Source organism: Litoribacter populi, from assembly GCF_007483685.1.
Classification (GTDB): domain Bacteria; phylum Bacteroidota; class Bacteroidia; order Cytophagales; family Cyclobacteriaceae; genus Litoribacter; species Litoribacter populi.
The window spans coordinates 3,444,606-3,462,169 of record NZ_VMKN01000001.1 but is presented as its reverse complement, the minus strand read 5'-3'; the positions used below and the strand labels follow the sequence as shown (position 1 = coordinate 3,462,169).

17 protein-coding genes are annotated in these 17,564 nt (G+C 41.7%); 6 read left to right on the top strand and 11 right to left on the bottom strand.

From position 1 onward, the window contains the following. Window positions 1-2: 2 nt before the first annotated feature. Window positions 3-2,555, top strand: coding sequence for an ATP-binding protein (locus tag FPL27_RS15015; protein WP_143961866.1), 2,553 nt, complete (start codon window positions 3-5; stop codon window positions 2,553-2,555). Here FPL27_RS15015 and FPL27_RS15010 read toward each other — a convergent pair. The 4 genes from FPL27_RS15010 to FPL27_RS14995 form a co-directional block, all read right to left on the bottom strand. After that, the gene (locus tag FPL27_RS15010) at window positions 2,552-3,913 is read right to left on the bottom strand and encodes a sigma-54-dependent transcriptional regulator (RefSeq protein ID WP_143961865.1); all 1,362 of its coding nucleotides are present in this window, start codon (window positions 3,911-3,913) and stop codon (window positions 2,552-2,554) included. The two genes, FPL27_RS15015 and FPL27_RS15010, sit on opposite strands and share 4 nt — an antisense overlap. A 108-nt stretch (window positions 3,914-4,021) precedes the next feature. After that, a complete protein-coding gene (locus tag FPL27_RS15005) occupies window positions 4,022-4,336 on the bottom strand; it encodes a hypothetical protein (RefSeq protein WP_143961864.1) in 315 nt (104 codons plus the stop codon). Window positions 4,337-4,361: 25 nt separating this feature from the next. Continuing rightward, window positions 4,362-4,709: a hypothetical protein gene (locus FPL27_RS15000; protein ID WP_143961863.1), complete on the bottom strand. Its 348-nt coding sequence runs from the start codon at window positions 4,707-4,709 to the stop codon at window positions 4,362-4,364. 318 nt (window positions 4,710-5,027) lie between these two features. Beyond that, window positions 5,028-5,750 carry a lysophospholipid acyltransferase family protein gene (locus FPL27_RS14995; protein WP_143961862.1) on the bottom strand — a complete coding sequence of 241 codons (723 nt, stop codon included), beginning with the start codon at window positions 5,748-5,750 and terminating at the stop codon, window positions 5,028-5,030. Window positions 5,751-6,046: 296 nt separating this feature from the next. Between FPL27_RS14995 and FPL27_RS14990 the strand changes: the two genes are divergently transcribed. Both FPL27_RS14990 and FPL27_RS14985 read left to right on the top strand, forming a co-directional pair. Continuing rightward, a complete protein-coding gene (locus FPL27_RS14990) occupies window positions 6,047-7,930 on the top strand; it encodes an amidophosphoribosyltransferase (protein WP_143961861.1) in 1,884 nt (627 codons plus the stop codon). Window positions 7,931-7,955: 25 nt separating this feature from the next. After that, entirely contained in the window at window positions 7,956-8,501 is a 546-nt protein-coding gene (locus tag FPL27_RS14985; RefSeq protein ID WP_143961860.1) for a hypothetical protein, read from the top strand. A 31-nt stretch (window positions 8,502-8,532) separates the two neighbouring features. Here FPL27_RS14985 and FPL27_RS14980 read toward each other — a convergent pair whose 3' ends face one another. The 3 genes from FPL27_RS14980 to FPL27_RS14970 are packed head-to-tail and all read right to left on the bottom strand — an operon-like array spanning window position 8,533 to window position 11,102. Next, on the bottom strand, window positions 8,533-8,886 hold the full coding sequence (locus FPL27_RS14980) for a response regulator (protein ID WP_143961859.1): 354 nt from the start codon (window positions 8,884-8,886) through the stop codon (window positions 8,533-8,535). A gap of 24 nt (window positions 8,887-8,910) precedes the next feature. After that, window positions 8,911-10,302, bottom strand: a complete 1,392-nt coding sequence (locus FPL27_RS14975; protein WP_143961858.1) for an ATP-grasp domain-containing protein — start codon at window positions 10,300-10,302, stop codon at window positions 8,911-8,913. 44 nt (window positions 10,303-10,346) lie between these two features. After that, window positions 10,347-11,102, bottom strand: a complete 756-nt coding sequence (locus FPL27_RS14970; RefSeq protein WP_235893450.1) for a sulfite exporter TauE/SafE family protein — start codon at window positions 11,100-11,102, stop codon at window positions 10,347-10,349. Between the two features lie 140 nt (window positions 11,103-11,242). On the opposite strand from FPL27_RS14970, the gene FPL27_RS14965 reads away from it, so the two are divergent. Then, window positions 11,243-12,289, top strand: coding sequence for a M42 family metallopeptidase (locus tag FPL27_RS14965; protein WP_143961857.1), 1,047 nt, complete (start codon window positions 11,243-11,245; stop codon window positions 12,287-12,289). Window positions 12,290-12,319: 30 nt separating this feature from the next. On the opposite strand, the gene FPL27_RS14960 is transcribed toward FPL27_RS14965, so the two are convergent. Together FPL27_RS14960 and FPL27_RS14955 are read right to left on the bottom strand one after the other, a co-directional pair. Next, window positions 12,320-12,766 (bottom strand): hypothetical protein, encoded by a 447-nt coding sequence (locus tag FPL27_RS14960; RefSeq protein ID WP_143961856.1) that lies wholly within the window; start codon window positions 12,764-12,766, stop codon window positions 12,320-12,322. Beyond that, window positions 12,763-13,371: an acyl carrier protein phosphodiesterase gene (locus FPL27_RS14955; RefSeq protein WP_143961855.1), complete on the bottom strand. Its 609-nt coding sequence runs from the start codon at window positions 13,369-13,371 to the stop codon at window positions 12,763-12,765. Before FPL27_RS14955 ends, FPL27_RS14960 begins: the two co-directional genes overlap by 4 nt. 241 nt (window positions 13,372-13,612) lie before the next feature. Here FPL27_RS14955 and FPL27_RS14950 point away from each other — a divergent pair, with 241 nt between their 5' ends. Then, entirely contained in the window at window positions 13,613-15,541 is a 1,929-nt protein-coding gene (locus tag FPL27_RS14950) for an AAA domain-containing protein (protein WP_143961854.1), read from the top strand. Between the two features lie 17 nt (window positions 15,542-15,558). On the opposite strand, the gene FPL27_RS14945 is transcribed toward FPL27_RS14950, so the two are convergent. Both FPL27_RS14945 and FPL27_RS14940 read right to left on the bottom strand, forming a co-directional pair. Then, window positions 15,559-16,398, bottom strand: coding sequence for an inositol monophosphatase family protein (locus FPL27_RS14945; RefSeq protein WP_143961853.1), 840 nt, complete (start codon window positions 16,396-16,398; stop codon window positions 15,559-15,561). Between the two features lie 3 nt (window positions 16,399-16,401). Further along, window positions 16,402-16,971, bottom strand: coding sequence for an NUDIX domain-containing protein (locus FPL27_RS14940; RefSeq protein ID WP_143961852.1), 570 nt, complete (start codon window positions 16,969-16,971; stop codon window positions 16,402-16,404). An 82-nt stretch (window positions 16,972-17,053) separates the two neighbouring features. Here FPL27_RS14940 and FPL27_RS14935 point away from each other — a divergent pair, with 82 nt between their 5' ends. After that, on the top strand, window positions 17,054-17,557 hold the full coding sequence (locus FPL27_RS14935; protein ID WP_143961851.1) for a pyridoxamine 5'-phosphate oxidase family protein: 504 nt from the start codon (window positions 17,054-17,056) through the stop codon (window positions 17,555-17,557). Window positions 17,558-17,564 lie beyond the last annotated feature (7 nt).

Genomic DNA, 17,564 nt, shown 5'->3' with positions numbered 1-17,564 from the left:
ACTTGGATACTTCACATAATTCCTATAAAACTAGGGCAAGGGTAATTGCCGGATTTGTATTGGCGCTTGTACTGATAGTGGGAGTAAGTATGGTTACTTATTTTTCTGTCCGTAAGCTCCTGGATACAGTGGAGGCCTTAGCCGAACCTAGCGAGAGGTTGCGTCACCTTAATGGTCTATTGGCTGATATTTATCAGCTGGACAGGGCCCAGGGCCGTGTGGAGGAGGATACCCAAAATGGGAGTAATTATCTTCAAAAAATCGAAGAGAGGCTACTTCAGCTAGAAGAGTATGCTTCTGATAGCACCGAAGTAGAGCAACTCAAAAAAATCAGTTTTAATGTAAACGAATTATTATTAGTTCACAACGGATTGGATGAGGTAAAATTTAACCTCATAAACAGGAATTTCAGCTCCGAAGCGTTGAAGAATATTGAAACCAAAATCCGCCGACAGGAAGAAATAAATCGACTTCAGACTATTGGTAGGATTAAACTTAATCAACCTTCTACTCGGAGGGTCCTTCCGGACACTGGCCGGGCAGAGGGTGATACTTTGCCGCCACGTAGGATAAGGAGGGATACTACAGCTGGAGTAAATGAATTGCTGTCAGCTCAGGAGAGATCTAATTTGCGGCAGTTGCTGTCCACTCTCAACATTAATCCTGCACGTGGAGATACCACCCCCGCACGTATGAATCAAACTCAGTCGGATTCAATCCTGTATGCGGTTCGAAATACGATCTTGGACATCAACACGGAGGAACAAAGGCTTAGGTCCCAATTGGCAGCATTGGAATTTGACCTAGTAGAGAAAAACAAAATCATTATAGCGGATATCCAAACAGTAATCTCTACCCTTCAGCAGGAGGTATTAGCGGAGGCTAGGTCGCAAAATGATGATGCATATGAATTGACCTTCAAGGTTTCCATTTTGCTTATCATATTAATTGTGATTGGGGTGATTGGGTCTACTGCATTTATTTATAGCATACTTTCTGAGATTAATAAGGCACAAGATTACAGAACCCGGTTGGAGGAGGCTAAAAGGCGTTCAGACAACTTAGCCAAGGCAAAGCAATATTTTCTGGCTAACATGAGCCATGAAATACGGAATCCACTTCATGCTATACAGGGGTACAATGAGGCCCTAAAGAAGACCTCCTTGAACAGTGATCAGGCGAGTTATGTCAAAATGGTTGGCTTTGCTTCCCAAACGCTTTCCTCAATTGTAAACGACATTTTAGACCTTTCTAAGCTCGAGGCTGGAAAGATCACATTTCATCCCGAACCATTTAATCCTCATCAGCTTTTTAGAAATATCAAAGATTTCTTTGAACTAAAAATAAAGGAAAAAGGGGTTCGGTTTGTGTGGGATGTTGATTTGCCCCGTGATAAATGGCTGGTTGGAGATGAGCTACGGATTAACCAAATTATGAATAACCTGATCAGTAACGCTTATAAGTTTACCGACAAAGGCATGATCAAGGTCAATGTCAATTATGATGGGGGGAAGCTAAGACTTGCTGTAATTGACAGCGGCATGGGGATGACTAAGGAGGTAAAAGATAATATTTTTACGGAATTTAATCAGGGCGATAGTTCAATCACTAGGAAATTTGGAGGAACGGGATTAGGCCTATCCATTGTCAAAAAAATGGTGGATCTGCAGGAAGGGGAGATTTCTTTTGAAAGTGATTTGGGTAGCGGTACAGCTTTTTATGTGGAATTGCCTGTTCCATTGACCGATGCGGTGGATGATAGCCATGATATTGATGCAGAACTGACGTACTCCATAAAAGACATAAGGGTTTTGTTAGTTGATGATGATCCTATAGGGATTAAGTTTGCCAAACTTCTTCTTGAAAGCAACGGGGCTAAAGTATCAACTTATATAGGGGGGGTGGATTTTAGGGATAATTTCGTGAAGGAGCCTTTTGATATAGCGCTTCTTGATATTCAAATGCCCGAAGTTAGTGGTTATCAGGTTCTGAACCTGTTGAAAGAAAACTATCACTATGACAATCTGCCCATATTAGCGGTGACGGCAAATGTATTTGCCGATGAAAAGGACAGACTGAGCAATCATGGTTTTGATGGGATTTTACTCAAGCCTTTCAAAGAAGCAAGCTTAGTGGAAAAAATTGCTACTTATCTTAATATTGAACCAACTAAAATGGAAGAAAAAGCACCACAAAACGAGGCTGGAAACAGCTCTTATTCACTCAGCGACTTAGAAAGGTTCTGCATGGGGGATGAGGAATTGCTGCAGGAAGTTGTTCAGGAGTTTTATGAAGAAACTTATAGCAATCTTATTGATATACAGCGCCTATCTGACTTAAAGGAATATCAAGCAGTCATGGAAATTGCCCATAAGCTCTCTAGTAGGTTAGGACAGTTAAAAATCAATACTGCCGATCTGGCAAAAAATATCGAAATTACCATCAAGCAGGAAGAAACCTTAGAGATTGAGGAAATGGTTAGAGAATTGGTGGAAAGGACCTTTGTAGTTCTGGAAGAAATTCAGAAAAAAGAAAATATCTCTTCCGCAGGTTAGGAAGAGATATTATACTTTTCGATTTTGTTGTAAAGAGTTTTACGATCCATATTTAGAATTTTGGCAGCTTTGGACTTGTTGAATTTTACCTCTTCCAAGGTCTGAATTATCAAGCTTTTCTCTTTCTCCTCAAAACTGCTTTTCAGATCCTTAGCGGCACCGGTTTCCTGCGAAGAATTTTCCGGCAACATCAGCTGGATAGGGAGCACCTCTTTTTCTACAAGTCCCTTTCCGGTCAATAAAACCGCGCGTTTTACAATGTTTTTTAATTCACGAAGATTTCCAGGCCAGCTGTAAGTCTTAAATATTTCCTTCACTTCCTCCGAAAATCCGGATACTGATTTATTAAGGTAAGTATTGCTTTCCTCAAGAAAATTGTGTGCAAAGTCAAATAACTCTGCCCCTCTATCCCGTAAAGGGATGGCTTGGATGCTAAATTCATTCAACCTGTGATATAGATCCTCCCTAAACTCTCCCCTTCTAGATGCCTCAATTAAGTCCTCATTCGTTGCCACGATAATTCGTACATCAATAGCAATATCATTATTGCCCCCCACTTTACGGATCTTCCGTTCTTGGATTGCTCGTAGAAGTTTTATTTGGACATCATAGCTTAAGTTGCCGATCTCATCTAGAAAAATGGTTCCACCTTTAGCACTTTCAAAATTGCCTACTTTGTGATCAAAGGCGCCCGTAAAGGCTCCTTTCACATGGCCGAACAATTCACTCGCCGCTAATTCTTTGGACAAAGCACCACAGTCAATAGCGACAAATGGACCGTCCATACGGCTAGACTTTTGGTGAATTCTTTTGGAAATATACTCCTTACCCGTCCCGCTTTCTCCCAAAACGATTACACTCATATCTGTAGGTGCCACCAAATCAATATAATCCTCCAGCTTTTTAGAAGCGTCAGTAGTTCCGGTGACATAATGGTCCCCGTGTGCAAGTTGCGTTTTTGGCGAGGAGGGAGCTTCGGTAGGTACTTTCTTTTTACTCTTTTGCTTGAAGGCTTCTTTTACGGTTGCCAACAACTCATCAGGGTTTACAGGCTTGGTAATATATTCAAAAGCCCCCATTTTCATGGTTTTCACTGCCGTGCGTATATCGGAATAATTTGTGATCAAAATCACGGGAACGGCTAATTGGGAGTCGATTATTTTTTCCAAAATCTCCATACCCGTCCCATCTGGTAGCCGATAATCAGTTATGATTAGGTGAGGTGTGTTTTTCTCAATGGCATGTATGGCCTCCGATACTTTTTGGATAGACTGAACAGCATATTGATTTCGTTCTAAAAAATTTTTAATGATTTTTGAATAGGTGAGGTCATCTTCTATCAAAAGGATTCTTTTCATAAGTGCATATTCGGGTGGTCTTTTTACTAAGTTGTGAAATTAGCAAAAATAAAATGGCATCAGTATTTCTACCGATGCCAATTTAAACAGAAATTATGAGTATTTGGTTTAGTCTTCTCTTACTTCATTGCCTTGGGCATCATATTTCTTAGATACCGCCTCACCTTCTTTATCAAAATGTACCTCATAATGAAGTTCACCTTCCATGTTGGTCACCTGATAAGCTTCGGTGATTCTAAGGTCTCTCACATCATCTTTTTCACTGATGGAATTTCTTACTGCTTGAGGAAGATCATCCGGAGCGATTTTAACTCTGTCTTGATTAATCTCCGTCTGTGGCTCAGTAGGAGGGGTAGTGGTTTGTGCCTGTACACCGACAAAGGCAAATCCACAAAGGGCGAGTACTAACAATCCTTTTTTCATAGTTTTATGGTATTTAATTAAGTGGTTAATGATTTATTTTATTTCCTTTTTGGTCAAACTTCACCGACTTGGTCCAGTTTCCTCCATAGCTGTTGAAGGTCAGGTCATAGATCAGTGTATCTTGGACCTTATACTTTATTATATTATTAAGCTCCATATAGCGAAGCCTTCTGTCATTTTCAATCTTGTTAACTATAGAAGTTGGCAACTGTGTCAGTAGCTTGTCCTCATAAATATCAGCCGTTCCCACTTGTTGTGAGGAATCCGAATCTGCACCGAAACCTGCTTTGATAAAATCAGGGTTTGAAATATTTCCCTGACAGGAGGATAAGGCCAATAGCCAAAATAAGGGTAGATAAAACAGTTTTTTCATATCGGTGTTTGTTTAGGGTCGCTATCTATTCATATTCCATAGTTTGCTTCATGGTATAAAGTGCACTATCTGAATCTTCATATTGAAAGTTATTGTGTTCGAAATTTTGAAACTTCAAATAGGTTAGAAGGATCATAAATACGAAACCAATTGCCATACATAATATCACGATTAGCTTTTTCATACTTTTTATCCGTTTCGTTATATTAGTCACCAATTGTGCCAGAAAAAAATATGCCGTTTTTGAGAATAATACAGAACTTTTCAATAAAAAAATGGGTACGGTGTCCACATGTTGGGGAAAATACTAGGTACAGTTTATTCGTGGGTCAAAATCATCGCTTCCAGCCTATTATAAGATTTGGCTTTTAATTGGGCAATTCCTTCTTCGTGGGTCACTGTGGGGACGATAGGCTTGGAAAAATACACATCGATGGTACCAGGCCTCATCAACAGGGAATCTTTTCCCATAAGTTTTCCTGCTCCGATCACTGCCATAGGCATTATTGGAACCCCAGTCTCCACAGATAATCTGAACGCACCATTTTGGAAAGGCATCAAGGAATCATTAGAGTTTCGGGTTCCCTCAGGCGCTACTACCACACTGACACCCGAATTCAATACTTTTCTAAGTCTGACGATACTTTCTTTCCTTGATTCGGGGCTTTGTCTGTCAACCCAAACAGCAATTTTGCTGATCATGAAGCCAAATAGGGGGATTTTAGAAAGTTCTTTTTTGCCAAGAGCGCGAATCTCATGTGGTATGGCCATTGGAATAGTAGGGGCGTCTAGATATGAAGTATGATTAAAAATGTAAATATATGGCTTATCGGCTTCAATATGCTCCATTCCATGGATACGGAATTTGATCCCAATAAGAAAAGACCACACGATTGCCCAGCAGCGTATGAAGAAAAAGGTGATGTGTCCCCAATTATTTGATAACAACAGCGGTATGAAAATAAATGGGGCGAAAATGATCATGAAAATCCAAAACAATAGTAAAGCATAAAGGGTATAAATCGCTTTGATAATTTTCATTTTGGTCTAAAATTTGATACTTTTGAAATGTAAAATAAATCTTAACTCTTTGCTTGCAATAGCCCTTGAACGCGTGAGTTCAAGGGTTTCTTTTTTTTTGCAAAATTATAAATTTCATCCAAAATTCTTTAACAGTCTCAAAATTGACTTCCCTTACCTGTTAAAATATTTAAATCAGAATAGCACAGTTGAATTATAATCGCCAATTATAAGTTACCATATCGCCTGATCGTATCAGGTTTACAGTAAAAATCATTTACATTTGCAACTTCTTGTATAAAATCTAGCTACACCCAATGAGTGACCAGATCAAACACGAATGCGGGATAGCCATGCTAAGGCTTCGCAAACCACTCCAATACTACATCGATAAGTACGGCTCCCCTATGTATGCGGCAAACCGCTTGTATGTGCTCATGCAAAAGCAAATCAACCGAGGACAGGATGGCGCCGGCCTTGCCAATATCAAAATCGACACAGCCCCAGGTACCCGATATATCAGTCGGTACCGCTCGGTGCAGCCCCAGGCTGTCAATGAGATTTTTGGGAAAATTTCCAAGAAATTCAAAAAAGCCTACAAAATAGGTGGTGAGGGCGTTGAAACGGATGGAGATTGGCTCAAAAATAATGTTGCCTTCAGTGGCGAAGTTTGGTTGGGACACTTGCGCTATGGTACCCATGGTGAAAACAGCATTGAAACCTGCCACCCTTTTCTAAGGCAGAACAATTGGAGAAGCCGTAACCTAGTCATGGCGGGCAACTTCAATATGACTAATGTGGAGGAGCTTTTCGGGAGGTTGGTTGAATTAGGTCAGCATCCAAAGGAAAAGACTGATACCGTAACCGTCATGGAGAAAATCGGCCACTTTGTGGATGAAGAAAACCAGCGGATATTTGATAAGTATAAGAAGGATTATTCCAATCAAGAAATTACGGGCGTTATTGAACGTGAGCTTGATGTGGCCCGTATCCTTAGAAGATCCTGTAGGGATTTTGATGGGGGTTATGCCATGGCTGGCATCATTGGCAACGGGGCGAGTTTTGTGGTACGTGATCCATCAGGCATCAGGCCCGCCTACTATTATGCCGATGATGAGATTGTGGTAATCGCTTCGGAAAAGCCAGCCATCAAAACAGCTTTCAATATAGATTATAAGGAAATCAAGGAAATACAGCCTGGGAATGCTTTGATTATAAACAAGGATGGTTCCTATGGCGAGTTTGAAATTACCCCGCCTAGAGTTAAAACTTCCTGTTCATTTGAACGCATTTATTTCTCTAGAGGAACGGATCCGGATATTTATTCTGAACGGAAAAACTTGGGAAAACTTTTGATTCCCCAAATTCTGAAGGCAATTGACTTCGATCTCAAAAATACGGTGTTTAGTTATATCCCAAATACAGCAGAAACTGCCTTTTTGGGTATGATTGAAGGTTTGGAAGATTATCTAAGTGCCAAAAGGAGAGAAGTGCTGCTTGAAGGAAAACCACATATAGGAGATGTCGAGGATCTATTGCATTTCCGCCCACGGGTAGAAAAGCTAGTGAGTAAAGATGTCAAGTTGCGGACTTTTATCACTAGCGACAGCGAGCGTGATGAGATGGTTTCCAATGTTTATGATACTACCTATGGAGTAATTCGATCAGGGATTGATACTATTGTAGTAATCGATGATTCTATCGTTCGGGGAACCACCCTTGAGAAAAGCATTTTGACAACCCTAGATAGGCTTCAACCAAAGAGAATTATCATCGTGTCCTCTGCTCCTCAGATCCGCTTTCCGGATTGTTACGGTATTGATATGTCCAAAATGCGTGAATTTATCGCATTTAGAGCTACCCTTGAACTTCTGAGAGATCATGGCAAGTCCCACATCTTGGATCAAGTCTATGAAAAGTGCGTGGCTGAGCCCAATTCTCCGTATAATTTTGTGAAGGAAGTGTATGCACCATTTACAGATGAGCAGGTTTCGGAAAAGATAGGGGAGATAATCACCTCGCCATCTATCAATGCGGAGGTAAAAGTGATCTATCAAACAGTTGAAAACCTAAACAAAGCCTGTCCAGAACATTTGGGTGACTGGTATTTTACCGGCAATTTCCCGACTGAGGGCGGCATGAGGGTAGTGAATAAATCCTTTGCCAACTTCATGGAAGGCAAAGTGGTGAGAGCTTATTAAATTTTAAAGTATTATCCATTTTGTTATGAGAAAAATTGCAAGCGTATTTTTATTGTTATTAATTTCCTCTGGAGCATTTGCCCAAGGAGAAGTTTTGATGTTTTTGGAAAACCTTCAGCCACTGTGCGGAAAGACTTTCGAAGGAAAGTTAGTCTATCCTGAAGAAGGCAGAGAACCATTTTCTAGCAACCCTCTGTCAATGACTGTGGCTGCTTGTACTGAAGATACCGTGAAGATTCCATTTATTGTGGGAACGGACAGGTCCAGAACCTGGGTGTTATCACTGATGGAGGAAGGCTTGCAATTGAAGCATGACCATAGGCATGAGGACGGCACTCCGGATGATATCACCAACTATGGTGGAGTTGCTTCCTCCGAAAGTACTGCCTGGGAAGTTCATTTCCCAGCTGACGAGGAAACTGGCGAAATGTTACCACGATCCAAAAATGCAACTTGGTCCATGATCATCAATAGAGATGCTAAGGTTTTCAGTTACATTCTTTCCGTAGATGGTAAAAAGTCAGTCCAAGTTGACTTTGATATAGATTTGGGAATCGAAAGTGGATTATAAAAAAAGAGCGGCCAATTGGCCGCTCTTTTTTTTATAAGTTTTTTATTACCTCAAGCAATTCATCCGGATTGATAGGTTTGCTCACATAGGCATCTGCTCCAAGGTCAATAGCCTTGTTGGCAACCTCTTGGTCACCATAGCGGGTGATTAAGATAACTTTGCTTACTTTATTGTTTTCTTTTATGCTTTCCAAAATACTCAACCCATTTTCATCAGGCAGTCTATAATCCAAAATAGCCAGGTCAAAGGTATGTTCTTTCAAAAGTTCAAAAGCTTGTTTGGCCGATTGAGCATCATTGGTGGTATAGTTGTTTTTGGTCAAAAACCTTGTCAGAAGTTTGCAGAAAACCACATCATCCTCTACAATCAATATATTTTTTATCATGTTCATCTTAATTGATCGGTTAATTTAAACAATACTGGCTTTCTTATCAAATGTATGGATAGCATTTTGATCAATGGCATACACAGCCATCACGCTCTGTATAAAACCTCTGATCAATTCATCTATTCCCAAACCTAATAGCCCGAAGTTCCTTATATCAAAAAGAATCAGCCTTTCATCCGCATACGTCCAGCCATCATCACCCTTAATAGAGAGATTGGTTCCATAAACTTCCCAAGAATTCATGTCTTCCGGCAAGGGTTGATTTAGCGGAAAGCCTGACTTCCTACTGTATATCGCCAAGGGACGTATACCCTCCTCTGTTGCGTGCATCATCATTCTCAAATCATAGGCAAAGCTTCTACCTTTGTTGTCTGGAATAGTGCCTAAGTGGTACCAGGTATCCGCTGGATCCTTGCCTTCAGTATAGTTGCTATGGATCAACTCCTGTACAATAAATAGCTCCTCAGGATCATGTGCAAGTTCGGACAGTGCAAAATCCATTTCTCTTTGATTGACTATCGTGTATACTCCTTGTCCGGCATTGGAATCAGGAACTTTGATCACCATACTTCCTCCCAGTTTCTCATAGTAAGACTGAAGTTCATGATATGCCACATTTCTGAAAGTCTTTGGAGTAAAAATGCTGATACCTTTGGACTCAAACTCCTTATTGAAAAGATCGTAGGCCCTACTAGCTACTTCCTTATTTCGGCCACCAGCCAAGCAAGCCTCAATGGGGTTTAAAAGTAGTGTTTTAGGATTTTTGGGGAGTCGATCCCAGGGCTCCTGAGTAACATATCTAAATGCGGCTCGAATTTCTACCCATTCTTCTTTTTCACCTCGGACAAACATTTTTCCATCCCTGAATTCCACCGGGGGATCAGTGTCCTCAAGTTTAAATTGAGCTAGATATACATTTTCATCAAAAACTTCAGCAACGGTGGCTGCGTACCCCACATTTTCCATTGGGTTCTTATCATAGATTACCGCCAAAGCTCCCTTTTCAGGATGGTTATCTACCATCGGCTTAAAGGTTTTTTCAATCAACCTTCTATAACCTCCCTGCTCGAAGTTAAAGTCCAATAGAGGCATAGACTTTTGTCCACTTGGGCAGCTATTGGTTTCTATCAGAGTGAGTTTTCTTAAACCTTCATTGTTGGTCACATGCATAAGGTCGGTGCCTGCCCATCTAAAATATTTGGGTTGGTACTTAAGCAACTTCATTACTGTGTCATAGTCCGCTCTGGGATTGAGCCGACAAAAGCGGGCTACCATTTGCTCGTGGCTGAGGTTCAGAAAAGTAGCGACCAAAGGGTGGATATTTGAATTTAGCGCCCTGGGGTACCAGTGATCAGCCGGTTCAAAATCACCGGGTTCTACTAGGTGCACATTTGAGGAAATAGAAAGCTTCATATTAAGGGGAATTTATTTCTAATTGGAATAGATTTTAAAAGAGATTATGATTTATAAATAAGCTCCATGATAAACTGTTTGTTTTGCCAAAGCATGAGTACTCCACTCACTACCATGCTGGCAACCACGATTTTACGAAATAGCTCATCGGACATTCTACCCAAAATCAACTTGCCGACATAAATTGCCGACATGGAGACAATGCCTATCATTATACCATACTTCAGCACTTCACCATTTACATAGCCTAGATAAGCATAGGAGATGATTTTTGTTAGGTGCAAAAGGATAGCGTTGGCAGAACGAGTACCTAAAAGCGATTCTTTGGAAATACCATAGCTCAGATAGGCTGAATTCATCAGCGGGCCAACTCCTCCGATCAAACCGGAAAGAAAAGCCACTCCAAGACCCATGGGGGCGAAGTGCCAGGCCTTAACCCTGAATTTGCTGGGTTTGTCCTTTTTCTTAAACTGAAAGACGGTAGAAACCAACAACAGTCCAATCAATATTTGTATATAGTCAGATGAAAGCTCGGCAAACATCCTGGCACCAATGATGGAGCCCACAATAGTGGAAGGAAAGAGCCAAATAAACAGCTTCCAATCGATATCTCTCCAGAAGAAGAAAACTTTGGAGGTACTGCTCATGCCGATACTGATGGTCATCACCGGTGCGACCGCCTTCACACCCACTACTAGTGCCACAAGTGGCATAAGGAGCAGACTGGCTCCACCGCCACTGAGGGTACTTAGGATAAAGATGATGAAAGCCCCGATCAGGACTAAAATGATTTGGATCATTGAATAAGGCTACAATATTTTAATAACTTTGTTTGTGTATTTACACTTGAAAAATATATGCCAGTTTCCATTATGGATTGTCTTAGATAAAAAATTGGGAGAAAAACTTTTACGTCATTTATTACCAAAAAGAAGCTTATATGGACATAGACCTGTTAAAAAATGTATGCGAAGTACCCGGAGCGCCGGGATTTGAAGCTCCTATTAGAAACTATATTTTAAAGGTATTGGATAATTTGGTCGATGAGGTCAAAGTGGACAATATGGGGAGTATCATCGCCATAAAAAGGGGTAAAAATAACACAGACGGCAAAAAGGTCATGGTAGCCGCTCACATGGATGAAATTGGCTTTATCGTGACCCATATCGATGACCAAGGTTTTGTACGCTTCCATCCGCTTGGAGGCTTTGATCCTAAGACGCTGACTGCCCAAAGAGTAATTATCCACGGTAAGAATGATGTCATAGGTGTAATGGGTAGCAAACCAATCCATGTGATGAGTCAGGAGGAGCGAGGTAAACTTCCTAAACTGACCGACTATTTCATTGATTTGGGTATGAGCAAGGAAGAGGCTGAGAAGGTTATCAAAGTGGGGGATCCCATTACCAGAGAACGCCATCTGATTGAAATGGGAGATTGCGTCAATTGTAAATCCATCGACAACCGAGTTGCTGTTTTTATTTTGCTGGAAACTCTACGTACGGTTGGAGATATGCCGTATGATCTTTATGCTACTTTCACCGTACAAGAGGAAGTGGGAATTAGAGGAGCCAACGTAGCCGCCCACCAGATCGATCCGGATTTTGGGATTGCCTTGGACACCACCATTGCCTATGATGTGCCGGGTGCCCAAGCACACGAGAAAATTACTGAATTAGGCAAAGGAACAGCCATCAAGATCATGGATGCCATGACCATATGTGATTATAGGATGGTAGATTTTATGAAGAAGACAGCTGATGAAAAGCAAATTGCTTGGCAGCCTGAGATATTGACCGCTGGAGGAACTGATACGGCGGGGTTGCAGCGGATGGGCAAGCAAGGAGCCATCGCTGGTGCTATATCCATCCCTACTCGCCATTTGCATCAGGTGATCGAAATGGCTAACAAAAAGGATATTCAAGCAAGCATTGATCTACTGAATGACTGTTTGGAAAATTTGGATAAATACGAGTGGACACATTGAGGGTAAAAAAATAAGGCTCCAATTGGAGCCTTATTTTAGTTTTTTTCTCGGAACTTTCTTTCCCAGATAACTAGCCAACTGGCCGTAATTGGTATGCTCATGATTGCTGAGGCTAAATGAAGTTTGGTCGGCAAAAACAATAGTCATTTGCCTGAATTCTTTTTTGTTCGTCACAATCACCTCTTCCTGCCAAGCTAATATATCCTGCAATTTGTAACTTTTTTTTAACCCCCTGAGTGGCAATCGGACATTCAGACTTTCCTTGCCAGCAGATATGAATCTAAAGCCCGCCATCATTTTTACCAAAATAATTAGAAGAACCACAGTGAGTAAAGTGGCACTGAAAAGGTAAAAAACAAATCCATAGGTTTGCTTTTGGGCAAAATCAATCAGAATATAGATCAGTCCTGAAAAAAGGATCAGGACCACTATAGACAAGGAGAAGTAAGTTCCGGTTTTCGGTTTGCAATCAATCATACTTTTTCTTTCAGCTCTTCCAGGTGTCGCTTGGAGAATTCCACCAATTGGGGGAAAAACCTGTGGAAAGGGGCTTTGATTTCTTCATAGTGTTCCTGTAGAAAAAGATGGGAAGTCTCCATTTTACTTTCAAAAGTTGTCCGGTTGGCCATTCCTTTCATTGCTTGTTTCATGCCTGCAATAGTGGTGTAGGACATCAACCAGTCGTTTTTGACCATCAGGTCAAAGGCAATGTTGAACTTTTCGGGAAGTGGATGCGGATGATCGACTGTAAATTGGGTCATGACTTTGTACACCTCCTGGGAAAATTCCTTGATTGGTACGTTATGATACTCGCTCCAGCTTACAGCCAGAAAATGATCAAAAAACATGTCCGATATAACAGAAGAATATCGGGCGTAGGCCGGTTTCAATAGTTCCTGTACGGCTTTCACTTCAGGGTGGCTGTCGGTGTAAGCATCAATTGCCCGGTGGAGCTTTACCCCGATAATCACTTCGGTATCGTAGGTTTTAGTCAGGTCACCCCTGACGAAATCCGCTATAAAGTTACCGATCAGCACCTTAGGTTCTCCAAAAGACAAGTATGCGTGTGCTAGAAAATTCAAAATTTACAAACTTAAGGTGTTGATTATACTTTTGACAACCTAAATATATTAGTTTTCAAGACTAAAGTTACATTTTTAGAAGAAATATCCTCGTTATTATTGTCCTTCCATCGCAGTAATTTTCACATTCTTAATCTTCCAAGTGGTCTTTTTGAATTTCGAACTGTGCTCTTCCAACCCTTACACTTCTATGTACCTTCAAATATTTTGCAGTACTTTACTTTAGATTTACTAAATATCTATGGCAATACACGCGGAATTGGAACAAACGCTTCTCCTTCTCCAGATAGAGTGGGATGAAGATTATAAGGGATTTATCAAAAAATCCCAGAACAAATCTCTTCAGGAGAAAAAGCAGGAGGGAGTGTGTTTATATCCTTTGCAGCTCAAAAGTCAGCGGTTTTTGCTCGGGGATCGACTCATGTTGACTTTTGAAGGTGATGGACTCCGGGAAGCCAATCAGTTTCAGTCCGGGAAATCAATTTCCTTGTTCTGTCTGCAGGACTTTGTCTCTACCGAAGAAGGAAGACTTGGTGGCGTAGTCAATTCCGCCAATAAAAATACCATAACGGTAACCTTCAACTCCTCTTTTACTCCCGATTGGCTTAAGTCTGGAAAGCTAGGCATGGACCTGCTGTTTGATCAAACCTCCTACAAAGAGATGCAGGCAGCCATGAAAGCCTTGCAACGGGCAGAAAAGGGCAGGACTGCAGAATTGCGTGATATCCTTTTAGGTTACAAAAAGCCTGTATTTTCCTCGGTGGACATTTCCCCCGACTCGCATTTGAACTCTAGCCAGGTGGAAGCTCTTCAGAAAATGGCTGATGCCCAGGATGTAGCTATCATTCATGGCCCTCCAGGCACGGGCAAAACCACTACCTTGGTAGGCGCCGTGGAGGAAAGCCTGAAGCTTAATCCTCAGGTATTGGTTTGTGCACCAAGCAACGCAGCAGTGGATTTATTGGTTGAAAAGCTACTAGATAAAAACATCCAAGTGGTGCGTTTGGGGCATCCGGCTAGGATAGAAGACCGGATCATCGAAAATACTTTGGATTATCAGGTAGCCTCCCATCCAACTTATAAAGATTTGAAAAAACTGAAAAGGGATGCCAACGAATTTAGGACTGTAGCCCGCAAGCATAAGCGGAATTTTGGCCATGATGAAAGGATGCAGCGCAAAAGAATGTTTGAGGCTGCAACCAGATTGAAGGATGAGGCTGCAATGCTTGAAGATTACATTCTGCAGGACGTATTGCAGAACGCCCAGGTGATCGCCACCACTTTAGTTGGAGCCAATCATACGGTTTTGAAGGATAGAAGCTTTCCAGTAGCTTTTATTGACGAAGCTGGTCAGGGTTTGGAGCCAGCCACTTGGATTCCGATTTTGAAAACAAGGAAGGTAGTAATGGCTGGGGACCATTGCCAGTTGCCGCCGACAGTCAAATCGTATGAAGCTGGAGAAGCAGGCTTAAAAATCACCTTGTTTGAGAAAACCATTCAACGGCAACCTGAAGTGGCCACGATGCTGACCTTGCAGTACCGCATGCCTAACCTCATCATGGGTTTTTCCAATCAAGAGTTTTATCAGGGGCGCTTGATCGCTGAAAACTCTATTGCGGAAAGGACCTTAGATGATGGGGAGCCCGCCATGCTTTTTATCGACACGGCTGGAAGTGGTTTTGGAGAACAGATCGAAAAAGACAGCTTGAGCAAGTTTAATTCCGATGAAGCTCACTTTGTGCTTTCCCAATTGGAGAAAACTATAGAAAGGGTGAAGGCAGAAAAGGTAAATCATCATCAATGGACCATTGGAATAATCTCACCTTACAGGGCTCAAGTGGCCAAACTCAAGGAATTGCTTGATGAGGAAAGCTTTCCGTATCTGAATGCGGTCAAGAATGCTATAACAGTAGACTCCATTGATGGATTTCAAGGGCAGGAGAGGGATATCATTTTCATAAGTTTGGTGCGGTCCAATGCAGATGCGGAAATCGGCTTCCTTTCGGACACCCGACGCATGAACGTTGCCCTGACCCGCGCAAAGCGAAAGTTGGTGGTGATAGGGGACAGCTCCACCATCGGTAACCATCCTTTCTATCAGAAATTCCTAAATTATGCGGAGCAGAACAACATCTACCGAAGTATCTACGAATACGGTATTTTTGATTAAACTCAATAATGAAATAATCAATCCATCACTGATTCTCCGCGGTTTTTAAGTATTTCATTTACTAAGGTATTATTCCCTGCCGCGATAAAATCATATTGCCCCTCCAGGTCAATGGCGCAGTTTGTAAGGTCACGCCCTGCCAAATCCGTCAAAACCCCACCGGCTGCCTTCAGAATAGGAAAAGCCAGCAAGTTATAGAAGTCAGACAGCTTGCGGGCCTCGATGGAAAAGTCCGCTGCTCCTCGGGCAATTTCACAAAGGTCCATTCCGCTGTTATCAATGGCCCGGATATCTTTCACCAAGGGATAAATTGGCCAACAATAGTCAAAATGCTCTTTGGTGGCGGAATAACCTGGTTTCAAATAGGCATGTGCATCTGAAAGTCTCATGGCTGAATTTTGTGTGTTGATCTCCACTTCCTTTTGTAGTAAAAACGAATCAAAGATAGCTTTTCCTTCTTTTACGAAATATTGGTCTTGGGAATGGTAACCCCCGATAAAGGCAAAAAATAGGTTGCTGAACTTGAGGTTTTCCTTCGCCTCGCTTATCGCAAGACATAAAGATGGGTCACCTACTCCGCGATCCCAGTTCCTGCTTCCATCCACCGGGTCTATATAAAAGTTGTATTTTGCCCCTTCTGCCATTATCGCCGGGAAGCCCTCCATGAAAATATTGATAGGGAGATCCAAAAGTTCTTCCTTTATAACTTCAAAGGCCACTTCATCTATCAGATGGGTGGCCTTCACTTCCTTATCCGAAGCATTGTTGAGACCAAAAAGCCCCTTTTGTCTGCGGTGTAAATTGAGTTTTTCCTGAAGGGATGAAAATAGGGTTTTGCTGATCTGAATAAAATCCATGGGTTACTTTATCGTTTGGAGCAGTCCGATCAGGGTTTTCGCATCCTTGAAACCATGGTTGGCCAGTCTCCTTTTTACCTCTTCTTTACTGAGAAAAATAAGCTCAATGTGCTCGTTTTCCTCTTCCGCTCCGCCGCCTTTTTCAATCTGCCTGTCGGACCGTGTCTTGCAAAGATACAGATGGATTCTTTCCGAGGTACCTCCTGGGCTTACAAAAAAGGAATTTAAGAAAATAGGGTCGTCAGTCTCAAAGCCAGCTTCCTCCAAGATTTCCCTTTTCAGGGTCTCCTCCGGAGACTCACTGTCCTCCATTGTCCCTGCCACCAATTCCAAAATCCAGCCATCGACTTTATGAAAGGTAGGGTAGCGAAACTGCTTGGTGAAAAGGTATTCGTCTTTGTCCTCGAGGTAAATTACCGCTGCAACAGAATCTGCCCGCTCAAAATTCAACCTGTCCATTTCATTGCTCCATTCCCCGTTGGGTTTGGTAATCTGCAGAGTTGCTTTTTTGATCTTAAAGTGGTCATCAAATACGATTTCCTCCTTGATGATTTTAGCTTGGTTATCCTCCATATTGTTTAAAGTTGGTTGGAAAAAATGGAACAATATAGAGGAGTGTATGTTATAATTTCATCACAAAACAACCCGAAATATTATGACCCAGACTAAAAATGAGGAGTTGAAAAGGCTCCGTGAACTTATAGAAAAAATAGAATTGGCCATGATGGTAACACAGGACGGTGAAGAGCTCCGTGCTCGTCCTATGACTACCAGCCAAATGGATGAGGCTGGCCATTTATGGTTTTTTACCAACGAATTTTCCTCCAAAACCGGGGAAATACTCGAGCATGACGAGGTCAACCTCAGCTATGCCGACAAAGGTTCCAATTCATACGTTTCCATCAGCGGAAAGGCATCTTTGGTGCATGACAAAAACAAGGTCGACGAACTTTGGAGTCCCATATTGAAAGCGTGGTTTCCCGAGGGAAAAGAAGATCCGGATTTGGCTTTGATCAAGGTTGTTCCCCATAGCTCAGAATTCTGGGACAGCAATGCTAATAAAATGGTACAGCTCTTCAAGATTTCGAAAGCCATTATAAAAGGTGAGACTTATCAACAGCAGGCTAGCGATGACGAGAATTCAAAGTTAGATTTGTAATTTTTAT

Bases quoted from the DNA above. Each gene is read 5' to 3' on its own strand.
- FPL27_RS14970 (WP_235893450.1), bottom strand. From the start codon at position 11,102: ATGATCCAAATCATTTTAGTCCTGATCGGGGCTTTCATCATCTTTATC.
- FPL27_RS15005 (WP_143961864.1), bottom strand. From the start codon at position 4,336: ATGAAAAAAGGATTGTTAGTACTCGCCCTTTGTGGATTTGCCTTTGTC.
- FPL27_RS14980 (WP_143961859.1), bottom strand. From the start codon at position 8,886: ATGATAAAAAATATATTGATTGTAGAGGATGATGTGGTTTTCTGCAAA.
- FPL27_RS15010 (WP_143961865.1), bottom strand. From the start codon at position 3,913: ATGAAAAGAATCCTTTTGATAGAAGATGACCTCACCTATTCAAAAATC.
- FPL27_RS14950 (WP_143961854.1), top strand. From the start codon at position 13,613: ATGGCAATACACGCGGAATTGGAACAAACGCTTCTCCTTCTCCAGATA.
- FPL27_RS14990 (WP_143961861.1), top strand. From the start codon at position 6,047: ATGAGTGACCAGATCAAACACGAATGCGGGATAGCCATGCTAAGGCTT.
- FPL27_RS15000 (WP_143961863.1), bottom strand. From the start codon at position 4,709: ATGAAAAAACTGTTTTATCTACCCTTATTTTGGCTATTGGCCTTATCC.
- FPL27_RS14935 (WP_143961851.1), top strand. From the start codon at position 17,054: ATGACCCAGACTAAAAATGAGGAGTTGAAAAGGCTCCGTGAACTTATA.
- FPL27_RS14960 (WP_143961856.1), bottom strand. From the start codon at position 12,766: ATGATTGATTGCAAACCGAAAACCGGAACTTACTTCTCCTTGTCTATA.
- FPL27_RS14940 (WP_143961852.1), bottom strand. From the start codon at position 16,971: ATGGAGGATAACCAAGCTAAAATCATCAAGGAGGAAATCGTATTTGAT.
- FPL27_RS14985 (WP_143961860.1), top strand. From the start codon at position 7,956: ATGAGAAAAATTGCAAGCGTATTTTTATTGTTATTAATTTCCTCTGGA.
- FPL27_RS14965 (WP_143961857.1), top strand. From the start codon at position 11,243: ATGGACATAGACCTGTTAAAAAATGTATGCGAAGTACCCGGAGCGCCG.
- FPL27_RS14945 (WP_143961853.1), bottom strand. From the start codon at position 16,398: ATGGATTTTATTCAGATCAGCAAAACCCTATTTTCATCCCTTCAGGAA.
- FPL27_RS14975 (WP_143961858.1), bottom strand. From the start codon at position 10,302: ATGAAGCTTTCTATTTCCTCAAATGTGCACCTAGTAGAACCCGGTGAT.
- FPL27_RS14995 (WP_143961862.1), bottom strand. From the start codon at position 5,750: ATGAAAATTATCAAAGCGATTTATACCCTTTATGCTTTACTATTGTTT.